A 22,111-nucleotide genomic window follows, 5' to 3' on the forward strand; every position below is an offset into this window, starting at 1 on the left:
GACCTCAGCCCTTCTCCACTTCGAGGGCCAGCTGCTCCAACAGGTCGCTATGCGCCTTCGCATCGATTTCACGACCCAACAGCTTGCCGGCCCCGGCCACCGCGATTCCCGCCACCTGCTTGCGCAGCTGCTCGCGTGCACGGCCGGACTCGAGAGCCACTTCCTGGCGCGCCTCGGATACCAAGCGTTGCCCTTCGGCGATCGCCGTGCCGCGCGCTTCTTCGACCAACTCGTTCGAACGGCGATTCGCCTGATCGATGATCTTGCCTGCCTGGATGCGCGCTTCCTTCACCAGATCGGCCGCGACCGACTTCGCCTCGGCCAGGCTTTTTTCGCCCTTCTCCGCCGAGGCCAAACCCTCGGCGATCTTGCGCTGGCGCGCCTCGATAGCGGCAATCAGCGGCGGCCAGATGAAGCGCATCGTGACCCAGCCGAGGATCAGGAATACCACCGACTGAATGAACAGTGTTGCGTTTAGATTCATGAGACGTGTTGCCCTGCTCGAATCGGGGGAGCCTCCGGTCGGCGTGCTACGCGCGCCGCCGGCAGGCCGGTCCGCAACGGCCGGTCCAAGTCCGATCGGCCGCGTGCCATTCGACCAGACCGGTCAGCCCATGAACGGATTGGCGGTCGCGAACCACAGCGCGATACCCACGCCGATAATGAAGGACGCGTCGATCAGGCCCAGCAACAGGAAGACTTTGGTCTGCAGGGCATTCATCAGTTCCGGCTGTCGCGCCGATGCTTCGATGTACTTGCCCGCCATGATACCGACACCGATACAGGCGCCGATGGCGCCCAGGCCGATGATCAAACCACAGGCAAGAGCGACAAAACCGATGTCCGTCATGAGTTTTCTCCGAGTTGAAAAGTCGAAACCTTATCCGCCGATAACCGATGATCCCCTGTGCTCAAGCCAGGGAATCGCTCCAGATCCATTCAATCTCAATCGTTCGATCAGACTCGTTCAATGATGGTCGTGCGCCTGGCCGATGTAGACCAGGGTAAGCATCATGAAAATGAATGCCTGCAACAGCACGATCAGCACATGGAAGATCAGCCAGGCCGTGCCGGTGATCAAATGCAGCGCCACGCCGGCCACCGTGAGGCTGCCGCCCAGGCCCGCGATCAGGAAAAAGATCAGCTCGCCGGCATACATGTTGCCGTACAACCGCATGCCGTGTGACAAGGTCTTGGATACATATTCCACGATATTCATCGCCAGATTCGCGATGGCCAGCAGCGCGGCGCCGACCCAGGTCAGGGGATTGAACGACAGATTGACCATGCCGAACGGTGCACAAACCAGTTCATGCGCCCAGCCGCCGAGCCCCTTGATCTTGATGCTGTAGTAGAAGACCAGGAGCAAGACGCCGATGGCCATGCCCAAGCTGGCGTTGAGATCCGCCGTCGGCAGCGGGCGCAGATAATGCACGCCCACGGCGCTGGCGGCCGTCGGAAACCAATCGACCGGCAGCAGGTCGATGGCATTCATCAACGTCACCCAACCGAACACCGTGAGCGCCAGGGGTGCGACGTAGGTCAGATCTCCCTTGACCAGGGTGCGGGCCTGTTCATTCACCATTTCGACCAGCATTTCCACCGCCAGTTGAAACTTGCCGGGCACGCCGGCGGTGGCACGCTTGGCGGCGGCACGCATGACGAGCAGGAAAATCGCGGCGCACAACAGGGAGAAGGACAATGTATCCCAGTGCACGATGGAGGAATCGAACAGCGCGGTCTGTTTTGCACTCGCCAGATGCTGCAAGTGATGCGCAATGTAGGCGGACATCCCGCCGGCATCGCCGCCTTCACCCGCTATCAACGGAATTCGCATGCTTCACCCGACCCAAAACCATACACAGCCAGTAGGCGGCCAGCGCCACGCCCACCCCGCCCAACAGCGCCGGCGGTGCGAAGGCGCGGGATCGAAATGCAATGACCAGCAGAGCGATGGTCAGTACATTCTTGATCACCCAGCCCGCAAAAACGCGTAGCACGCTCACCGGAGCGGCTCCTGCGCTGAGGCTGCTTCGCAGCAGCGCCAGCGCGACATACACGGTCGGCATGGCGCCAATACCCCCTCCCGCCAGCACCGCTCTGCCGATCCCAGCGTCCCACAGGATTGCGGCTATAGCCGCAGAGAGACCGACGCCAAGCACTTGCCAGCGCAGGATTCGTATTGCCTGCCCGGTCGGCGTCGCCGCCAAACTCACACTCACCGCCGCACTCCCGGCAGATCCGCTCGACACGTCCATGACCAGGCCCACGGCTCAGGTCACGGCACCAAATGGAGCATCGGCCCCGGGGCATCGATCGTCGCCTCACCCATTCGACGGGCAACAAAAATGCCACTGCGCTGGGCCGGATCGCCGGCAACGTGTGGCATCGCTCATCCCCGAATATCCAGCCGAAAATACCAGTCCGGCCGGAAAAGGCCGCGCATTATACTCAGCGCCCTGCGGTGCTTCAAGGAACTTGGCGCCAAGGAACCGGGCACCGGTCGATCCGCCGCGCTACAGGCGATAGCGCAGCTTGAGCATGATCTGGTCGGCATCGCGGACACTGCCCAGATCCCACAGCAACCGGGGTATGTCGCGTCGATCGTCCCTGAGCATGTCGTATCCACCGCGGCCGTACACCAGGAATATCTCCGATAACGGCCCCATCTCGTAACGATAGCGGATCTGCAGGCCGAGGCTGCCGACCGTGAACCCGGGAGGGCTGTACTCGGCCGCATCCAGGATACGCAGGCGGCCGTCCGGGTCCGAACGATAAGTGCGCAAGATATCGGCATCGATGCCGATCCACTGCCATTTGACGCGCAGTTCGTGGCGCGGCGCAGGAATCCAGTCCAGCCGGAAATCCAGATCCAGACGCCGGGCACGGTAAGTGGCGAACTCGCGGCCATGCTCCCACAACAGCCAGTCACCGAAGTATTGCGGCAGCAGGTCCAGACGCAAGGTCAAGGTTTCGGTCGGATACCAGCTCGTGAGCATTTGCAGCCGCAGCGAATAGTCGCGCAGTCCCTGCTGGAAAACATAGCCGCCTAATGTGAATTGCCAGTCGCCGATTCGCGGCGAGGTCACATCGAAGTAGGCATCCAGCCGCGCATCGATCCGGACCGGACCATTGCCCCGCGACAATAGATCATCCATGCCGCCGCTGAGGTAACGCAGCTCCTGGTAGGAACGCCAGATGCTCGCATACTGGACGTCGCGCGACACCTGCAGGCGCGAGGGCAGGTGCTCTCCTCGGGTGTTCTCCCGGTACAGCGCGTACAGCCGTTGGGTCTCGCCGCTGATACGGCTGCCGCCGGTGCTGGCTACCCGTCGGCGGATATCCCATTCGACCTGCTTCAAGGCGTTGCGCTCCATGTAGCCTAAATCGTTCAAATCGAAGCGATCATCGATATGCAGCAGCTTCAGGCTATGACGCATCGAGGCCGATTGATTGAAATCGACCTGCAGCCAGCTTTCATATCCTGTGGCATTCGCCGGGTTCAGGCGCGGCGGCGGTGTCAGCGAATCCAGGCCCGGCAGGCTCAGGTCCAGACCGGCCGTGCCGATGTCCGTGCGAATGAACTGGCCGGCAACGCGCCAGTCGTTGTTCGGCGTCACCTCGAAATCCAACGCATTGATCAAGGCGTCGCGATCCAGCGCCGGCCTGTCGGTCCAGGTCGCCAGGTACCCCAAGCGGCCATGCTCCAACGGCGCCGCCAGGCGCAGCGCCGAGAACAAGCGGCCCTGATCCTGAGCATAGCCATCCTCCCAGGCGACGAAACCGCCGTAGATCAGCGGGCCGACGCTGCCCGTCAATCTGAAAGCACCATCGATGTCCGTGGAACCGCCCGGACCATGATCGGGCGAGCCGCCGATCCGCCGGGTATAGATGAGCTGCCCATTGGCCGGCGTACGCAGATCGAACAGACCGTGATTCTGGGTGAAGAAGGGCCGCTTATCGGTGAACACGGTTTCTATCGCCGAGAAGTCCACCACCAGTTCATCGCTCTCGATCTGGCCGAAATCCGGGTTCAGCGTGGCCGTCAACCACATGCGCGGAGAAATCTTCCAGGACAGGTCCGCGCCGGCTTTCATCCGCATATCGTCGCGAATCAGATCGGTGATGACGCTGGCATACGGAACCAGGTCGAAGCGTCCTCCGGCCGTATGCCGCCTGACCTCCAGGCGCTTGAAATCACTCAAAAAGACGCCTGTTTCACTGGAAATACCGGGGCAGGCGTAACGTTCCGCGCGCTCGGACAGGTAGCGCGTCGCATAGATCGCAATGCTGCGAGTCTCGGCTTGCGAGTCCCGCAACCTGATATCCGACCAGGGAATGAACAACTCCACGAACCATTGGTCCTCGGTCTCACGCACCGCGTACTGCCAGGACCCGTCCCAGTCGCGATCGAAGTGGTTCTGGTTCGTGATCAAGCCATCGCGCACGCCGCCGCCCAGACCCACGCTGAATTCGTAACCCACCTGACCGGTGGCATCGAAATCGATCATTAGCGCAACCGTGTCACCGACCAGGTTTTCAGCGTCACGAGGCGTACGCGGCCGTATCCGCCGCTCACCGGGCGGCTGATCGATGACGAAGGCTGCTGCCAGGCCCCGTTCGGCCGACAGGATGCGCAGTTCGTTGCGGTAACGCGGCTCATCCAGCGCAAACGGCTCGATACGGTGCCAGTCGTCGCAGCGCACTGCCTCCTGCCATTGCGGTTCGTCGAAATACGCATCGACACGAATCTGCGCTTGCACCTGTGAGGCAAATATCAGTCCCGCACCGAACAGCGGCACGCCTTGCAGGAATACGCGCTCCAGCCAAGCTGCTGCAGGCCGCACAAAAGAAGAGCATCTGCCCGGTCTCCCGTGTTTCCGGGCCGATGCACTATGAAAATCCGCTGCTGCCGCTGCGTATGCGGCCAACCGTGCCGCGGGTGGCCCGCCATGGCGGCGGATCGCTGATCCTGCTCGATGACGATGCAATGCCGAATCAACGGATGTGTGCGAGTATTCCGTCAAGCTCATCGAGGGTGTGATAGCTGATGACGAGCCGCCCCTTGCCGGAGCCGGAATGCTGCACACTCACCTTGGCGCCGAGCTTCTCGCTCAAATCCCCCTCCAGCTTGCGAATGTTCGGATCGGCGCGCGCCGCCGACCGCGCCGCCTTGCCGGAAGGCTGGGCCCGCAGGCGCTTGACCAGCGCTTCAGTTTCGCGAACCGATAATTTTTGCTGTACGATCCGCGCACCGATTTGCGCCTGCTGGCGAGGATTCTCCAGTGCCAGCAGCGCGCGCGCGTGGCCCATTTCCAGTTCACGAGTCTCGACCTGCCGTTTCACTTCGTCGCACAGCTCTAGCAGGCGCAGCAAGTTCGAGACTGCTGCCCGGGAGCGGCCGACCGCCTCGGCTGCGCTCGCATGGGTCATCTCGAACTCACCGATCAGACGATCCAGCGCGCGCGCTTCCTCGAGCGGATTGAGATTCTCGCGCTGGATGTTCTCGATCAGCGCCATGGCCACCGCAGCCTGATCAGGAACCCGGCGTATGACGGCAGGAATCTCGTGCAGCCCCGCCAATTGCGCCGCACGCCAGCGCCGCTCGCCGGCGATGATTTCATAGCGTCGCACCGATCCACCCTGACCTGGCGCCCGATCTTGCAAGCCAGGATCATCGAGCGGCCGCACCACGATCGGCTGTATGACCCCCTGCGCCCGAATTGAATCAGCCAGCTCCTGCAGACTTTCTGTGCGAATATCGATGCGAGGCTGATACTTGCCGCGCTGAAGCAGATCGACCGGCAGCTTCTGCAGTTCCTCATCGGATCGCTGCACGCCGGTCCCCGCAACCCCCACCGCAGGCTGTCCTAGCAATGCACCCAGCGGTCGTCCGAGACTTGGTCGTTTTGTCGCCATACTTGCCATTCTTGACTAAGGTTCGCGCCCGACACGTCGAGCCTCATATATCGAGCTTGATGCTCCGGGTCCGGCCCGCGCCGCCCCCTTGCGGTACGTAGCCGGCGCGATGATGCCGTCTAGCCGCCGTCCCCGCCGTCCTGCAGCGAAGCCTTCGACCCCTCCTCGCCCCTGCGGATCATCTCCCCGGCCAATGCAAGATACGCCAGGGCGCCGCGTGATTCGCGATCGTAATGCAACGCAGGCTTGCCGTAGCTCGGCGCTTCCGCCAAGCGCACGTTGCGGGGGATGATGGTCCGAAAAACCTTTTCGCGAAAGTGCTCGATCAACTGCGAGGAGACTTCGTTGGACAGGTTGTTTCGTGGATCGAACATCGTCCGCAGGATGCCGCCGATCTCCAGCCGCGGATTTGGTCCGGCCTTGATCTGCTCGATCGTACCGACCAGGGCGCTCAGCCCTTCCAGCGCGTAGTACTCGCACTGCATCGGAATAAGTACGCCTTCGGCTGCGACCAGCGCATTGACCGTCAACATATTGAGCGCCGGCGGGCAGTCGATCAGTATCATGTCGAACTGGTGCAGCACCGGCTGCAGGGCATCGCGCAGCCGAGTCTCACAGCCCGGCTTACCCATCAGCGCCACTTCCGCGACCACCAGATCCTGGTTGGCGGGCAGCAGCTTGAAGTCTCCATACTCGACTTCAAGCATCGCCGATGCAATGTCGGCTTGACCCAGCAGTACATCGGTCGTTGAACGATCTACGGTAAGCTTGTCCACACCGCAGCCCATCGTGGCATTACCCTGCGGATCCATATCGATGAGCAGCACACGACGTTTCGTCGCTGCCAGGGAGGCGGCGAGATTGACGCTCGTCGTCGTCTTGCCGACGCCGCCCTTCTGATTCGTGATAGCGAGAATGCGATACATGAAAATCCAGGGAGTCTGCCAGCTTCCAAGGTCAGCAGCCCGGCCGGGGACCAGGCTGCGGCGTCTGTCGGCGCACGAAGAATCCTCGTCGAGCCTTCCAGGGCTCGCCAGCGTCTTCTCCCCCTAAAGATATCAAACCACAGCGATGCCCCAGGACAGGAATATCAGATTTTGTCGTGTGAACGGCAGATTTCCACAAGATGCCGCTCTTCGTCCAGGCCCGGCACCTCGAGCCGCTGCACGGCCGCCACTTTCCAGCCGCTGGGCAGCTTCTCGATCTCCTGCCCGGGATAACGGCCCTTCATAGCCAGCAGTCGCCCCCCGCCAGTACATAAATGGCCGCACCATTTCACGAAATTCCGCACCGGCCCCACGGCGCGCGACAGTACGCAATCGAAACGCTCCAGCGGCCGGTAAGCCTCTGCACGAGCATGCACGACCTCGACATTATCGAGACTCAGAAAGCGTGCCGCATGCTGGACGAATGTCAGCTTCTTGGCCGTGGCATCGATCAGGGTGAAATGCGAGCCGGGATTGACCAGCGCAAGCGGCAGCCCGGGAAACCCTGCACCGGTACCGACGTCGGCGATACGCCTGCCGCGCAAAAAAGCCTGTATCGACAGGCTATCCAGCAAATGCTTGGTAACCTGCTGCGAACGCTCGCGAATAGCCGTGAGGTTCATGCGCCGGTTCCAATCATCCAATTCATCGAGCAGACCGATCAATTGCGCCGCCTGCCGCTCGCTCAAGGCCAAGCCGAGTTTCTCGGCGCCGTCGATCAAGAGGGTCCGGGGCATGCAGACTCCGCGCTATTCGGCAACATCCACGGGAATCCCCGTAGCCGGCGCCGGCCTCAGCCGGCGCCGATGCGCACGACCGTCCGACCGGTCACGCTACCTTCGAGATACGCCCGGAACGCACCGGGAAGCTCCTCGAAGTCGATCGTCCGGGTCACGATCCGATCCAGATGGCGCGGACGCAGATCACTTGCCAGCCGCTGCCAAACCGCCAGGCGCAACGCCCGCGGTGTAAAGACGGAATTGACGCCCAGCAAGCTCACGCCGCGCAGGATGAACGGCATGACGGTGGTATTCAGCTCCATGCCGGCCGCCATGCCGACGCTGGCGATATTGCCGAAAACCTGGGTGGTACGCGTCAGCCAGGCCAGCAGTTCGCCGCCGACATTGTCAATGGCCCCCGCCCAGCAGGCCTGCTCCAGCGGCCGCGACCCCAGGTCGATCTGTTCACGTCGCAAGACGCGCGCGGCGCCGATTTCCCGCAGGTAGGGCGCGCTGGAGTCCTTGCCGGTCACAGCGACCACGGTATAGCCACGCGCCGCGAGCATGTCGATCGCCAGGCTGCCGACTCCGCCGGTCGCGCCCGTGACGGCGATCTCCCCCGCTTGCGGACGCTGATCGTTCTGCTCCATTCGGTGGATCGCCAATGCCGCCGTGAATCCCGCCGTACCGATCGCCATGCATTGGAACGCGTCCAGACCGGCGGGAATCGGAATCACCCATTCCGCCTTGACGCGCGCGTACTGCGCGTACCCGCCGTCATGTGTCTCGGAGAGGCCGCAGCCCGTCACCAGCACCTGCTGGCCGGCGGTAAAGGCCGGATCAACCGATGCGACGACCTCGCCGGCCAGGTCGATGCCGCCCACCAGCGGATACCGACGCAGGATCTTGCCCGCCCCGGTAGCCGCCAAGGCATCCTTGTAGTTGATCGTCGAATGGCTGACCCTGATGACGACCTCGCCCTCGGCGATATCGTCCAGACCTATCGTCTCGAAACGCGCAGCGATCGTGCCGCCTTCATCGTGAATACGAAAGGCGAGGAAAGATTCTGGATACATGGCGTACAGCGCGACCCGGGGTGCGTCCTACCGCTACCGGCAGCGGCCCTGCCGGGCGATGACCTGAGTGTTGCACAGGCCGGGTTGCCGAGCAAAGAACCGTGCGATCGTCTCGAAGTCCTTTTCGTCCACGCCGGTCGCGATCCCCGCCATGATGGGATTCTTGCGTCGGCCGCTCTTGTAGTCATGCAGGGCCTGGATGAGATAATCCGGGTGCTGTCCGGCAAGAATGGGATAGTCGGGCATGACCGCTGTCGCACCATCCGCACCATGACAGGCGACACAGACCTGAGTGGCCGGCGGCGGCGTACCGACCGGTTCCTTGACGGACTGCACTCCTTCCCCTTGCAGGAAGGCGGCAATGTCGGCGCGATCCTGGTCGTCCATCGAGACTGCATGCGAGTGCATGGTCTGGTGGGGGCGGTCGCCCGAGGCGTATGCCATCAGCGCATTCACCAGGTATGCGGCACTCTGACCACCGAGTTTGGGCACCGAATAATTCGGATAGGCGTTCTTGTAGGTTTCCACGCCGTGGCAACCCTGGCAGGTATAGGCCAGTATTTTACCGCGCGCAGCATCGCCCTCGGCGGCCGCCCCGTACGCGGCAGCCGCCAGCACTGTCAAGCCGAGTACCCCCAGGTTCGGTCTAAACTTCATGCCTGTCTCCGCTGTAGAATCCAATCTCCACTTCCAGCCCGTATCGATTCATACGGGACTCGCCGATGAGCAGCCATGCCGCGAGCATGTCATGGTAGCGGAATACCGACGTCGAGTCAGGAGCATGCCGCCCCCCTCGTTTCGGTGCCGACAGAGATCCAGGCGCAAGATTCGAGACATTTCGCCATGCGATCCAGGGACCGAGTGAGATACACTGTACGGTCTGATCGACTTCGGTCGATCATCCGTTGCCGGCCGTTACGGCCGACCCTGCACCGAGGTTGCTGTATGGCCCGTATTACCGTCGAAGATTCCCTGAACAATATTCCGAACCTGTTCCAACTGGTCCTGGTTGCGGCCAAACGTGCCCGACGCCTGGCCAACGGCGCCGAAGCGACGGTGGAATGGGAGAACGATAAGCCGACGGTGGTCGCCCTGCGTGAAATCGCCGCAGGCCACATCGGCCCGGAGATCCTGGAAGAAGTCGAGCGCCCAACGCCGGAGATCATGCCGGAACCCGAAATGATGGCGGGTGAACTGCGCGCGCCCCATCTCGGCATCATCGAGGACTGATCGCGCAGCATGTAACCGATGCGCATCTTATGGACTATGCGTCTTCCATCCTGAATCTGCTGCCCTCCGGAAGACGTTCGATCGGCGTCACCCAGCTGCTCAACAAGCTGGAAACCTATCTTCCGCCGACCCAGGTCGATCGCATCCGCGACGCCTACGAGTTCGGTGCCGAAGCGCATGAAGGCCAGAAACGGCGCAGCGGCGAGCCGTATATCGCTCATCCGGTCGCCGTAGCCCATATTCTCGCCGATCTGCGCCTGGACGCCCCGACGATCATTGCGGCGATCCTGCACGACGTCATCGAGGATACCCAAACAGCCAAGGACGAGATCGCCGAGCGCTTCGGAGCCGATGTGGCCGAACTCGTCGACGGCGTCTCCAAACTCGATCACATCCAGTTTCGCAATCGTGCCGAGGCGCACGCCGAAAGCTTCCGCAAGATGCTGCTGGCGATGGTGCGTGACATCCGCGTCATCATGGTCAAGCTGGCCGATCGCACCCACAACATGCGTACCCTGGGCTCGATGCCGCCGGCCAAGCGGCGCACCATCGCGCGCGAGACGCTGGAGATCTACGCGCCGATCGCCAATCGCCTGGGCATTCATTCGATCAAGTCCGAACTCGAGGATCTGGGTCTCAAGGCGTTATATCCGAGCCGCCATCGGGTCATCGAGAAGGCGCTCAAGCGCGCCCGTGGCAATCAGAAGCAGTTCGTCGGCAAGATCGAGCACAATCTGCGCGCCGCGCTGCAAAAAGCTGGAATCCATGGCCGCGTCGAGGGCCGTGAAAAACACCTGTACAGCGTCTACCAGAAGATGCGTCGCAAGCGCGTGCCACTGAGCGCGATCGTGGATGTGTTCGGCTTTCGCATCGTGGTGGACTCGATCGACACCTGTTATCGCGTGCTTGGCCTGGTGCACGGGCTGTATCGGCCGATGCCGGGACGCTTCAAGGATTACATCGCCATTCCGCGTATCAATGGCTACCAGTCGCTGCATACGACGTTATTCGGTCCGAACAGCATGCCGATCGAGGTGCAGATCCGCACCGAGGACATGCACCACATTGCCGAATCCGGTATCGCGGCACATTGGCAGTACAAGACAGGCGAGGAGACCGATCATGCATATCGCGATCGAGCCAGCGAATGGCTGCAACAACTGGTAGAAATGCCCGGCGGCAGTTCTGAAGAGTTCATGGAAAGCGTCAAGCTCGACCTGTTCCCTGACAAAGTCTATGTATTCACGCCGCGCGGCGAGATCCGGCGATTGCCGCGCAACGCCACCGCCGTCGATTTCGCCTACTCGGTGCATACCGATATCGGCAATCATTGTGTGGCGGCCAAGGTCGACCGGCGACTGGTGCCGCTGCGCACGCCGCTGCGCAACGGCCAGACCGTCGAGATCATCACGGCCAAGGGGGCGACGCCGAATCCGGGGTGGGCGAACTACGTGGTCACCGCCAAGGCGCGGGCAGCCATCCGTCATTACCTGAAGAGCCTGAAGCATTCCGAAGCCGTTGAATTGGGCAAGCGGATGCTGACCCAGGCGCTGGCCGACCTGTCACTGACGTTGAAAAAGATACCCGAGGAGCGTTTGCAGGCCGCTGCCGCCGAACTGAATCTCAAGTCACCGGTGGATCTGTACGAAAAAATCGGTCTGGGCGAGCGCCTGGCGGCACTGGTAGCTCGGCGGCTGCTGCCGCCCGGCACCGATACCGGCAAGCTACCGCAGTTGCCATCCAAGGCCGGCGCGCTGGCCATCGCCGGTACGGAAGGCATGGTGGTCAACTACGCGCGCTGCTGCTTCCCGATACCGAATGATCCGATCATGGCCTACTTGTCCAGCGGCCGCGGCATGGTCATCCATCGCGAGGCCTGCGGCAACCTGCATAGCTATCGCAAGCAGCCGGAAAAATGGCTATCGGTCACCTGGGCGCCCGACGTGGATCGGCTGTTCAACGTGGAATTGCGTATCGACGTCAACAACCGTATGGGTGTGTTGGCGGCCATCGCCGCCAACATTGCGATGACGGAGACGAATATCGAACATGTCGGCGTGGATGAACGCGACGGCCAGGCGACCACGCTGGTGTTCGATCTTCAGGTACGCGATCGCAAGCATCTGGCACGCACGATCAAGCACCTGCGCAAAATGCCCGAAGTGCTGCGCGTCACGCGTGTACTGGCATAGGGCTTAGAAGCGTATCGACTTTCGGCTCGATGATGACGGATCATTGACCTTCATTGCCGACAGCCATTCCAGGAACCTTTCAGAGCACACCCATGGCGCGTACGATCATCCGCACCGCGGCCGCCCCCCAGGCGGTCGGTACCTATTCGCAAGCCGTGAAATGCGGCAATACCGTGTACGTCTCGGGACAGATCCCGCTCGATCCGGTGACGGGCGAATTGGAAAGCGGCCCCATGGAGGCGCAGATTCGCCGTGTCTTCGCCAACCTGCAGGCCATCGTGCAGGCGGCCGGCGGCGATTTTTCGCAGGTGGCGAAACTGAACGTGTTTCTCATCGATTTGGGTAATTTCACCTTGCTGAACCAGATCATGGCCGAGTATTTCACCGAGCCTTATCCGGCCCGTGCAGCCGTCGGCGTAGCCTCGCTGCCCAAAGGAGCACAGGTCGAAATGGAATGCGTGGTGGAGCTGGAGTGAACACGGCCGCGGCCCGGCGCACCGGCGTCGAGTCGCCCGAATTTCGGCCGGTCACCGCCCTGCGCGGGGTCGGCGCGGCGCTCGCCGCCAGATTTGCACGCCTCGGCGTAAATACTGTCCAGGATCTGCTGTTCCTGCTGCCGCTGCGCTACGAGGACCGCACACGCACCCTTCCTATCGGCTCGCTGCGCATCGGCGATCGTGCGGTCATCGAAGGAGAGATTCTGCTCGCCGAGGTTGCCTTTCGCGGCCGCAGACAGCTGTTGTGCCGGCTCAGCGACGGCACCGGCACGCTGACCTTGCGCTTTTTTCATTTTTCCCTGGCGCAACAACAAGGCTTTCAGCGCGGTACCCGCTGGCGCTGCTGGGGAGAGGTGCGCCGGGGCCCGGCGGGCCCGGAGATCGTTCATCCGGAATATCGGCGCATCGCGGCCCCGGACGCGCACGGCCGGGAAGCCGCCGCACCCGAAGGACTCACCCCCATCTATCCGCTCACCGAAGGCATCCAGCAGGGACGGCTGCGGCAGTTGACCCTGCTGGCATTGCAGGAACTGTCCGCCCGCACACTTCCGGACTGGCTACCGGACGGGATGCTGGAGCGTCTGGGCTTGCAGCTACCCTCACTATCGGATGCCTTGCGCTATGTGCATCGCCCGCCGATCGATGCAGATACTGAACGATTGGCCGGCGGGCGGCATCCGGCGCAGCGCCGGCTGGCCTTCGAGGAACTGCTGGCGCATCAGCTAAGTCTGCGGCTGCTGCGCCAGGAAATTCAGCGCGATCCCGGCTGGCCATTGATGCCGGCCCAGCCGGCGCTCATCGATCGATTACGCCAGTCGCTGCCCTTCGCACCCACCGGTGCGCAGTTGCGGGCATGGGCGGATATCGAGGCGGACCTGGCACGATCCCATCCCATGCTGCGGTTGGTGCAGGGTGATGTCGGCTGCGGCAAGACGCTGGTGGCCGCGTTTGCAGCGGCCAGAGCAGTGGAGGCGGGTTTCCAGGCGGTAATCATGGCGCCGACCGAATTGCTGGCGGAGCAGCATGCGCGCAATTTCACCACCTGGTTCGCACCGCTGGATCTACCCCCGGTCCTGCTCACCGGCAGCCGCACCGCGGCCGCACGCGCCCGGGCGCTGGCGGATCTGGCCTGCGGGGCGACAAAGCTGGCGGTCGGCACGCACGCGCTATTCCAACATGATGTCGAATTTCATCGTCTGGGGCTGGTGATCATCGATGAACAGCATCGTTTTGGCGTACACCAGCGTCTGCAGCTGCGGGAGAAGGGGCTCGCCTCCGGCCGCTATCCGCATCAGCTCATCATGACGGCCACGCCGATCCCCAGGACCCTGGCGATGACCGCCTACGCCGACCTCGACGTGTCGGTGATCGATGAACTGCCGCCCGGACGTACTCCGGTGCGCACGGTCGTGCTGCAAGACAATCGCCGCGACCAGGTGGTCATGCGCATACGCGATGCCTGCCGCCAAGGACGCCAGGCCTACTGGGTCTGTCCGCTGGTGGAGGAATCCGAACAGCTCAACGCGCAAGCCGCGGAACAAACCGCCGCTGTACTCACCGAAGCACTGCAGGAACTGCGGGTCGACCTGGTGCACGGGCGGATGGCGCCCCGCGACAAGGATGCGATCATGAGTCGCTTCAAGGCCGGGGAAATCGACCTGCTGGTGGCCACGACCGTGATCGAGGTCGGCGTGGATGTGCCCAACGCCAGCCTGATGGTGATCGAGAACGCCGAGCGCATGGGCCTGGCCCAGCTGCACCAGCTGCGCGGCCGGGTAGGGCGCGGAACAGCCGAAAGCACCTGTGTTCTGTTGTATCGTGCGCCCCTGAGCGATATCGCCCGCGAGCGTCTGGCCGTCATGCGCGCAACCAACGATGGCTTCGAGATCTCGCGCCGCGATCTGGAATTACGCGGCCCCGGTGAACTGCTGGGTACGCGCCAAACGGGACTGATGCAAATGCGTGTCGCGGATCTGATGCGTGACGCCGACCTGCTGCCCATGGTCCAGCAGGCAGCCGAGCGGATGCTGGCACAGGGCGAGGAGGGGCTGGCGCCGTTGCTGCGCCGCTGGACCGGACAGGGCGAAAAATTCGGCAAAGTATGAGGTACGCCAGATTCGCCATGAGACTCATGATGCTCACCATCACGCCACCTGAGCGGCCCTGCGCCTGATGGGCCCACGATGAGCACACCCTATATCGCCCTCAAGAACCGCCTGCGCTGGTTCGGGTATCGGCTCGGTGCCAGCCGATTCGCGACCCAGGCTCTACCGAACGCAGTCGCGCGGACGGGCAGCTACGCGCGCCTGATGCGCCTGAATCGCCCGATCGGCATCTGGCTGTTGCTGTGGCCGGTATTGTGGGCGCTGTGGCTATCCTCCGCAGGGCACCCCGATCCCCATGTGTTCGTGGTGTTCTTGCTGGGCACCGTACTGACTCGCTCGGCAGGCTGCGCCATCAATGACTTCGCCGACCGTAATTTCGACGGACACGTGAGCCGTACGCGTGACCGTCCCCTGGTCACCGGTCAAATCGAACCCATCGAGGCCGTGATGTTGTGTGCGGGCCTGGGGTTGATCGCGTTGGGCCTGGTGATGACCCTGAATCCCCTGACGCAGCTGCTGGCGCTCGCCGGCGGCGTGCTGGTCGTTACCTATCCTTTTTTCAAACGGTTTTTTCCACTGCCTCAGCTTTATCTCGGCGCCGCATTCACCTGGGGGGTACCGATGGCCTTCGCCGCCCAGACGAACGCCTTGCCGCGGCTGGCCTGGCTGCTGTTTCTGGCAGGATTGTCCTGGACCATGGTGTACGACACCATGTATGCGATGGTGGATCGCGACGACGATCGCCGGCTCGGCATCCGCTCCAGCGCCATCCTGTTCGGGGATGCCGATCGATTCATCATCGGCATCATGCAATTGATGACGCTGTTTGCCCTGTGGCTGGCGGGCAGGGAGTTGCAACTGGGGTCGTGGTACGGGCTGGGGTTGACGGCCGCGGCGATCTTCGCTGCATACCAGCAATGGCTGATCCGCGCACGTCAGGCCTCGGCCTGCTTTCAGGCCTTCCTGAACAACAATTACTTCGGGATGTCGGTGTTCATCGGTATCGCCCTGGAATATCTCTTTCACTGAAGCTCCGCGAAGGCGCAAACGAAGGCTCCTGGCACCCCCGCTCATGTCGACCCGGTGAGCTCTGCATGGTTGACAGCCATGAAGGGGCTGCGAATACTGCACCGACACACCCGCCCTGGCGGCGGCTTACCTGCAGGATTTCACGTCTCATGAGCTGCGCCGACCCTGTCCGCTTTCCCCGCACGACCGCCATCTCGCCGGCCATCGCCCCTGATGATGTATCCGCGAACCCGCCGGACACGAGCGTCCGGCCGGCGGCGATCGAAATCACGCAACTGGTCGCGCAACTGGGACTCGTACGCAACGACTGGACCCTGGATGAAGTGCGTGCCCTGTTCGATCTACCCTTCGCCGATCTCATTTTTCATGCCCAGCGCGTGCACCGGCAGAACTTCGATCCGAATCAAGTGCAGGTCAGCACCTTGCTCTCGATCAAGACCGGCGCCTGCCCGGAAGATTGCGCCTATTGTTCCCAAAGCATCCGCTTCAAGACGGGCCTGGAGTCGGAACCCCTGCTGGCGCTGGAAGAGGTGATGGAAAAGGCCCGGGCGGCGAAGGCGAATGGCGCGACGCGCTTCTGCATGGGCGCGGCTTACCGCAGTCCCAAACCCAAGCAACTGGGACAGATCGTGGAAATGGTGAAAAGCGTGTCCGCGCTGGGTATGGAAACCTGCGCCACCCTGGGAATGCTGACCGCCGAGCAGGCCCGGGAATTAAAGCAGGCCGGGCTGGATTACTACAACCACAACCTGGATACCTCCGAAAGCCATTACGACAAGGTCATCACCACGCGCACCTATCAGGATCGGCTGGATACGCTTCAGGCGGTTCGCGAAGCCGGCATCAATGTCTGCTGCGGCGGCATCCTGGGTCTGGGCGAGACAGTGCTGGATCGTGCCCAGCTGCTACATACGCTCGCGACCCTTCCCGAGCATCCGCAAAGCGTCCCCGTCAACCAGTTGGTGCAGGTTCCCGGCACGCCCTTGTACGGAGTCGAAAAGCCCGACGCCCTGGATTTCGTGCGCGTCATCGCCGTCGCGCGGCTGTTGATGCCCCGCTCCCATGTACGCCTGTCCGCCGGTCGCAACGGGATGAGCGACGAAACTCAGGCCTTGTGCTTCCTGGCAGGCGCCAACTCGATCTTCTACGGCGAAAAACTGCTGACGACCGATAATCCGGACGAACATCACGATCATCGCCTGTTCGAACGTCTTGGGATCCGGCCCGAAGCCTCGGCGCAATCCGCCTGAAATCTTGGCCCGCGTTGAATTCCTGTTCTGATTTGATTTGAATCCCAGCTCCGACGAACTCGATTGAATCTCCGCTTCGACGAATATTTTCTGGATCCGCGCGTCGTACGCCGTTCCTTCGACAAGGCCAGCCGCGGTTACGATACTGCGGCGGTCGTGGCGCGAGAGATCGACGCACGTCTGCTCGAACGCCTGGACGTGGTACGCATGCAGCCTGCCCGCATCCTGGATCTGGGCGCTGGGACCGGCCAGGCGAGCCGTGCGCTGAAACAGCGCTATCGCGCCGCTCAGGTCATTGCTCTCGATCTGTCCCCGGCGATGCTGCGCGCCAGCCGTCGCCGGCAAGGGCTGCGGCGGCGATTCCAGCGCGCCGCGGCCGACGCACATCGTCTACCGATACGCACCGGCTCTATCGACCTGGTATTCAGCAACCTGATGCTGCAGTGGTGTCATGATCCGGATACCGTATTCCAGGAAGTGCGCCGGGTGCTGAAACCGCAGGGATTGTTCATTTTCACCACCCTGGGGCCGGATACACTGATGGAACTGCGCCGCGCCTGGCGGACCGTGGACGATCACATCCACGTGCATCGGTTCATCGATATGCATGACCTGGGCGATGCGCTCATGCGAGCGCGTTTTGCCGATCCGGTCATGGACATGGAACGCCTGAGCGTCACCTACCCGGATCTGGATACACTGTTGCGCGACTTGCAAGCCTGCGGCGCCCGCAACATCGCCCAGGGCCGCCTCCGAGGGCTCACCGGCCGTGCACGTTTCCAGGCCGTGCGAGCGCATGAGGCGCTGGCCTTGCGCGAAGGCGTACTGCCTGTCAGCGTCGAACTCGTCTATGGCCAGGCATGGGCAGGGGAGCCGCGGCCGAAACGACAGGCGGAACCGGAATTCCGTATTCCGATACAGGCCATCGGCAGACGCGGCCGCCACGACTAGCCCCGTGCCTTCCTGCCGCGGAGGCTACGAATAGACACCTCCACCAACGAGCCTCATGCTGGTGACCTGGACGCCGGCCACATGCTTCTTTATTTATTAAATATTCATGATCACAGGATGTTAGCCGCTATATCAGCACTATTGATATAGATTAAGTGAACATTGATCTTGAACTTGCCAATGACTCGTCTGCGGGACTGCAGGCCGCAGCCGCCGTGGACGGCAGCCGCATCATCGAATTGAGACCACGCTGCGCGTTGACGCCTCGCACGGCATGCATCTGCCTTCTGACGGTTGCCCTGCCCACCTTCACGGTCGCCGGGATATATACATTGCAAGGCTTCTGGCCGATTCTGGGGTTCGCGGCACTGGAAATCGGACTGCTGGGCTGGGCGCTGTGCCATTCGATGCTGGCCGGAAAGCGCGGAGAAACGATTACCGTCACCGCAGATTCCGTGACGATCGCCCGCCATACAGCCGGTGGCAGGCAAATATCGGTATTTCTTCGCCATTGGACCAGGGTTAGACTGAAAGCGCCGCTTTCGACGCTCCATCCCAGCCGACTCACCCTGGAGTCGCAGGGACGCGTCTGCGAGGTGGGCAGATTTCTCACGGAGGACGATCGTCGTATCCTGGCGGCTCGTCTGCAGCGACTGGTGGGGAGCGTGAATCAATCGCCCACGATTTAAATTGAGCGGGGAAGGCGGGCGGCGGCATTCGAAAGCCGCCCACGGCGCATCGCTCGATGCCCGGCCAACCCAGGCATCGATGTTAATGCAAAGCACCAAGGTTACCTGGGAGCACTGGCGCCGATGTTGAAAATTATCAAATTTGCAGCCGCTTTACTGGCGGCCTGTCTGCCCGCCAGGGCGGCATTCGCAGCTTGGAAATTGAACATGCCCAGGGGGGCGACCGAGTTGAGTCATGATATCTACGGGTTGCACATGCTGACCCTGTGGGTCTGCGTGGCCATCGGTATCGCGGTATTCGCGGTGATCATCTACTCGGTCGTAAAGTTCCGCCATTCCCAGAGCTCGGTACCGGCCAAGTTCAGCCACAGCACCAAGGCCGAGATCATTTGGACGCTCATTCCCTGTGCCATTCTGATCGCGCTGGCCATCCCGGCTGCAGCCACACTGGTCAAGATCGAGGATACTCGGGATTCCGCTCTATCGGTGAAGGTCACCGGCTATCAGTGGAAGTGGCACTACGAGTACCTGGATCAGGGGATCGATTTCTTTTCCACGCTGGCACGCTCGAGCAACGCGGCACGCCAGCTGAACTCGGGTATCGACCCAGCCTCCGTGGAGAACTATCTGCTGGAGGTGGACAATCCTCTGGTGGTGCCGGTCGGCGCCAAGGTACGGCTGCTGCTCACGGCCGCCGATGTGATCCACGCCTGGTGGATGCCGGAATTCGGCATGAAAAAGGACGCCATTCCCGGTTTCGTCAACGAACTGTGGTTCCGTGCCGACGCCATCGGTATCTATCGCGGCCAATGCGCAGAACTATGCGGCCGCGATCACGGCTTCATGCCGGTAGTCGTCGATGTCAGGTCGCAGCAGGACTATGAAAGCTGGCTGCAGTCGCAGCAGCCACGAGCGATCGAGACGACCGCCAACGCCGAAATGCCGCCGGAGTAAGCAGCTCATGAGCAACGGACAGACACACGCGGCTCGCGCCGACGAAAGCGCCCAGGATCATTACAGTCCCGAGAAAGGCATACGCCGCTGGATATTCGCGACCAATCATAAAGACATAGGGACCATGTACCTGCTGTTCAGTCTGCTGATGTTCTTCGTCGGCGGCAGCATGGCCATGATCGTCCGGGCCGAGCTGTTCCAACCCGGCATGCAATTGGTCGATCCGCAATTCTTCAATTCCATGACCACCATGCATGCGCTGGTCATGATCTTCGGTGCGGTCATGCCGGCCTTCGTGGGTCTAGCGAACTGGATGCTGCCACTGCAGATCGGCGCACCCGACATGGCCTTGCCGCGCATGAACAACCTTAGCTTCTGGATCCTGCCGTTCGCGTTCACGCTGCTGCTCAGCACGCTGTTCGTTCCCGGCGGCGCGCCCGCCGGCGGCTGGACCATGTATCCGCCGCTGTCGCTGCAGACCGGCGCAGCCTTTCCGATGTCGATCTTCGCGATCCATCTGATGGGCGTCTCTTCGATCATGGGTGCAATCAACGTGATCGTCACGGTCATGAACATGCGTGCGCCCGGCATGTCGCTATTGAAGATGCCCATGTTCGCCTGGAGCTGGCTGATCACGGCCTATCTGCTGATCGGTGTCATGCCGGTGTTGGCCGGCGCGGTGACGATGCTGATCACGGACCACTATTTCGGCACGACTTTTTTCGCGGCAGCCGGCGGCGGCGATCCAGTGATGTATCAGCACATTTTCTGGTTCTTCGGGCATCCCGAGGTCTACATCATGATTCTGCCGGCATTCGGTATCATCTCGGAAATCATTCCGACATTCTCGCGCAAACCCTTATTCGGCTACGACTCGATGGTCTATGCGATCGCCTCGATCGCGTTCCTGTCGTTCATCGTCTGGGCACACCACATGTTCACGGTCGGCATGCCGCTCGCCGGCCAGATGTTCTTTATGCTGGCAACGATGCTGATTTCCGTGCCTACCGGTGTGAAGGTGTTCAACTGGACCGCGACCATGTTCAGGGGTTCGCTCAGCTTCGAGCCGCCGATGCTGTTCGCGATCGCCTTCCTGTTCATGTTCACGATCGGCGGCTTTTCCGGCCTGATGCTCGCCATCGTGCCGGCGGACTTCCAGTATCACGACACCTATTTCGTGGTGGCGCATTTCCATTACGTGCTGGTGCCGGGTGCGGTATTCGGACTGATGGCGGCTGTCTACTTCTGGCTGCCAAAATGGACCGGCCATATGTACGACATGAAGCTGGCCAAGCTGCACTTCTGGCTGTCGACGATCTTCGTGAATGTGCTGTTCTTTCCGCAGCACTTCCTGGGACTGGCCGGCATGCCGCGGCGTATTCCCGACTACTCCACACAGTTCGCCGATTGGAACATGGTGTCTTCGATCGGTGGTTTCGGCTTCGGTCTATCGCAATTGCTGTTCGCGTACATCGTGCTCCGCTGCATTCGCGGTGGAATCAAGGCCAGCAACAAGGTCTGGGACAGCGGCACGCCGCAGGGGCTGGAATGGACCCTGAGTTCGCCGCCGCCATACCATAGTTTCGAAATCGCACCGCAAATCAAATAGCACCGAACGGACAATGAAGATACGGCTTCGTCCCTCAAGGCAATGAATTCGACGCAGGACACCGAGCGTAAACGCAAGGTGCGGCGTGCCGCACTTTGGCTGGCGCTGCTGGCAGCAGTGTTCTATTTCGGTTTCATCCTCATCAGCGTAGTGCGTACTCGGTAGGTACGCACCCGGTCCTACAGGGTGGGAACGCCGTCGCCGGCAGTGAGATGCGCCCCATGACATGTACGAGGACATGAACCAGAAACCAAGGCGAAAGGCGGACAAGACGGCGAACCGCAAGCTGGTATGCCAGCTGTGCTTGTTCGTCGCCGGCAGTTTTGCATTCGGATTCGCACTCATCCCCTTGTACAGCGTGTTGTGCGACGTCACGGGCTACGGCGATCGCACCAGGCTGCGCCAGGCCGCCGAGATCTTCGAGACACCGGATGAAAGCCGCAGAATCACGATCGAATTCATATCGACCACACCGACGTTCGGACAATGGGAATTCCACCCCGAGGCAGGCAGCCTCCAGATCCAGCCCGGACGACTTTACGAAGCAAAGTTCTACGCACTCAACCTGCGTTCGCAACCGATCACGGCGCAGGCGATCCCCAGCATCGCCCCGCTGCAGGCAACGCAGTACTTCCACAAGACCGAATGCTTCTGCTTCACGCCGCAGCTGTTCAAGGGCGGGCAGAAACGTGATTTGACGGTGCGTTTCATCGTCGATCCGAAGCTGCCTTCCAACATAGACCGGCTGACGCTGGGCTACGCGATGTACGACGTTCCGGCCGCCGCAGCGATCCGGACCGGTACAGCGGCCCAAAGAGATGCGGTAGCCGATGAGATGACCGATAGGGCAACCGCCGGCCGCAGAATAGCCCTGGCCAAACTCGAATGACCGACGAACAGGAATA

At 61.9% G+C, this 22,111-nt stretch carries 22 protein-coding genes; 12 read left to right on the forward strand and 10 right to left on the reverse strand.

Features of this window, described 5'->3' with window-relative positions:
* Nucleotides 1-4 precede the first annotated feature (4 nt).
* The 10 genes from ACG33_RS15215 to ACG33_RS15260 all read right to left on the reverse strand — a co-directional run bounded on the left by ACG33_RS15215 (nt 5) and on the right by ACG33_RS15260 (nt 9,357).
* Complete coding sequence (locus tag ACG33_RS15215; RefSeq protein ID WP_066922483.1) at nt 5-484, reverse strand: F0F1 ATP synthase subunit B; 480 nt, start codon at nt 482-484, stop codon at nt 5-7.
* Between the two features lie 123 nt (nt 485-607).
* Nucleotides 608-850, reverse strand: a complete 243-nt coding sequence (gene atpE / locus ACG33_RS15220) for a F0F1 ATP synthase subunit C (protein ID WP_066922485.1) — start codon at nt 848-850, stop codon at nt 608-610.
* Between the two features lie 117 nt (nt 851-967).
* The gene (atpB, locus tag ACG33_RS15225; RefSeq protein ID WP_407696505.1) at nt 968-1,825 is read right to left on the reverse strand and encodes a F0F1 ATP synthase subunit A; all 858 of its coding nucleotides are present in this window, start codon (nt 1,823-1,825) and stop codon (nt 968-970) included.
* Entirely contained in the window at nt 1,812-2,222 is a 411-nt protein-coding gene (locus tag ACG33_RS15920) for an ATP synthase subunit I (RefSeq protein WP_168160119.1), read from the reverse strand. Before ACG33_RS15920 ends, atpB begins: the two co-directional genes overlap by 14 nt.
* Before the next feature lie 294 nt (nt 2,223-2,516).
* Nucleotides 2,517-4,847 (reverse strand): DUF5916 domain-containing protein, encoded by a 2,331-nt coding sequence (locus ACG33_RS15235; RefSeq protein ID WP_066922490.1) that lies wholly within the window; start codon nt 4,845-4,847, stop codon nt 2,517-2,519.
* Nucleotides 4,848-4,998: 151 nt separating this feature from the next.
* Complete coding sequence (locus ACG33_RS15240; protein ID WP_066922492.1) at nt 4,999-5,919, reverse strand: ParB/RepB/Spo0J family partition protein; 921 nt, start codon at nt 5,917-5,919, stop codon at nt 4,999-5,001.
* A 119-nt stretch (nt 5,920-6,038) separates the two neighbouring features.
* The gene (locus ACG33_RS15245; protein WP_066922494.1) at nt 6,039-6,845 is read right to left on the reverse strand and encodes a ParA family protein; all 807 of its coding nucleotides are present in this window, start codon (nt 6,843-6,845) and stop codon (nt 6,039-6,041) included.
* Nucleotides 6,846-7,009: 164 nt separating this feature from the next.
* Nucleotides 7,010-7,642, reverse strand: a complete 633-nt coding sequence (gene rsmG, locus ACG33_RS15250; RefSeq protein WP_066922496.1) for a 16S rRNA (guanine(527)-N(7))-methyltransferase RsmG — start codon at nt 7,640-7,642, stop codon at nt 7,010-7,012.
* A 56-nt stretch (nt 7,643-7,698) separates the two neighbouring features.
* On the reverse strand, nt 7,699-8,700 hold the full coding sequence (locus ACG33_RS15255) for an oxidoreductase (protein ID WP_066922498.1): 1,002 nt from the start codon (nt 8,698-8,700) through the stop codon (nt 7,699-7,701).
* 33 nt (nt 8,701-8,733) lie between these two features.
* Nucleotides 8,734-9,357, reverse strand: a complete 624-nt coding sequence (locus ACG33_RS15260) for a c-type cytochrome (RefSeq protein ID WP_066922500.1) — start codon at nt 9,355-9,357, stop codon at nt 8,734-8,736.
* A 288-nt stretch (nt 9,358-9,645) separates the two neighbouring features.
* Between ACG33_RS15260 and rpoZ the strand changes: the two genes are divergently transcribed.
* The 12 genes from rpoZ to ACG33_RS15315 all read left to right on the forward strand — a co-directional run bounded on the left by rpoZ (nt 9,646) and on the right by ACG33_RS15315 (nt 22,095).
* Nucleotides 9,646-9,930 carry a DNA-directed RNA polymerase subunit omega gene (gene rpoZ, locus ACG33_RS15265; RefSeq protein ID WP_083537068.1) on the forward strand — a complete coding sequence of 95 codons (285 nt, stop codon included), beginning with the start codon at nt 9,646-9,648 and terminating at the stop codon, nt 9,928-9,930.
* A 29-nt stretch (nt 9,931-9,959) separates the two neighbouring features.
* A complete protein-coding gene (spoT, locus tag ACG33_RS15270; protein WP_083537069.1) occupies nt 9,960-12,122 on the forward strand; it encodes a bifunctional GTP diphosphokinase/guanosine-3',5'-bis pyrophosphate 3'-pyrophosphohydrolase in 2,163 nt (720 codons plus the stop codon).
* A gap of 92 nt (nt 12,123-12,214) precedes the next feature.
* Nucleotides 12,215-12,598 carry a RidA family protein gene (locus ACG33_RS15275; protein ID WP_066922503.1) on the forward strand — a complete coding sequence of 128 codons (384 nt, stop codon included), beginning with the start codon at nt 12,215-12,217 and terminating at the stop codon, nt 12,596-12,598.
* On the forward strand, nt 12,595-14,724 hold the full coding sequence (gene recG / locus ACG33_RS15280; protein WP_066922505.1) for an ATP-dependent DNA helicase RecG: 2,130 nt from the start codon (nt 12,595-12,597) through the stop codon (nt 14,722-14,724). Before ACG33_RS15275 ends, recG begins: the two co-directional genes overlap by 4 nt.
* A 204-nt stretch (nt 14,725-14,928) precedes the next feature.
* The gene (ubiA, locus tag ACG33_RS15285; protein ID WP_066923590.1) at nt 14,929-15,753 is read left to right on the forward strand and encodes a 4-hydroxybenzoate octaprenyltransferase; all 825 of its coding nucleotides are present in this window, start codon (nt 14,929-14,931) and stop codon (nt 15,751-15,753) included.
* Between the two features lie 287 nt (nt 15,754-16,040).
* Nucleotides 16,041-17,003 carry a biotin synthase BioB gene (gene bioB, locus ACG33_RS15290; RefSeq protein ID WP_066923592.1) on the forward strand — a complete coding sequence of 321 codons (963 nt, stop codon included), beginning with the start codon at nt 16,041-16,043 and terminating at the stop codon, nt 17,001-17,003.
* A 63-nt stretch (nt 17,004-17,066) separates the two neighbouring features.
* On the forward strand, nt 17,067-17,954 hold the full coding sequence (gene bioC, locus ACG33_RS15295) for a malonyl-ACP O-methyltransferase BioC (RefSeq protein WP_066922507.1): 888 nt from the start codon (nt 17,067-17,069) through the stop codon (nt 17,952-17,954).
* A 155-nt stretch (nt 17,955-18,109) separates the two neighbouring features.
* Nucleotides 18,110-18,643, forward strand: coding sequence for a DUF2244 domain-containing protein (locus tag ACG33_RS15300; protein ID WP_066922510.1), 534 nt, complete (start codon nt 18,110-18,112; stop codon nt 18,641-18,643).
* Between the two features lie 123 nt (nt 18,644-18,766).
* Nucleotides 18,767-19,597: a cytochrome c oxidase subunit II gene (coxB, locus tag ACG33_RS15305; protein ID WP_083537078.1), complete on the forward strand. Its 831-nt coding sequence runs from the start codon at nt 18,767-18,769 to the stop codon at nt 19,595-19,597.
* A 7-nt stretch (nt 19,598-19,604) separates the two neighbouring features.
* Nucleotides 19,605-21,206, forward strand: coding sequence for a cytochrome c oxidase subunit I (gene ctaD / locus ACG33_RS15310; protein WP_066922514.1), 1,602 nt, complete (start codon nt 19,605-19,607; stop codon nt 21,204-21,206).
* A gap of 42 nt (nt 21,207-21,248) precedes the next feature.
* Complete coding sequence (locus ACG33_RS16920) at nt 21,249-21,371, forward strand: hypothetical protein (RefSeq protein WP_257721739.1); 123 nt, start codon at nt 21,249-21,251, stop codon at nt 21,369-21,371.
* 73 nt (nt 21,372-21,444) lie between these two features.
* Nucleotides 21,445-22,095, forward strand: coding sequence for a cytochrome c oxidase assembly protein (locus ACG33_RS15315; protein WP_168160120.1), 651 nt, complete (start codon nt 21,445-21,447; stop codon nt 22,093-22,095).
* Nucleotides 22,096-22,111: the final 16 nt, after the last annotated feature.

This window comes from Steroidobacter denitrificans (assembly GCF_001579945.1).
GTDB lineage: Bacteria > Pseudomonadota > Gammaproteobacteria > Steroidobacterales > Steroidobacteraceae > Steroidobacter > Steroidobacter denitrificans.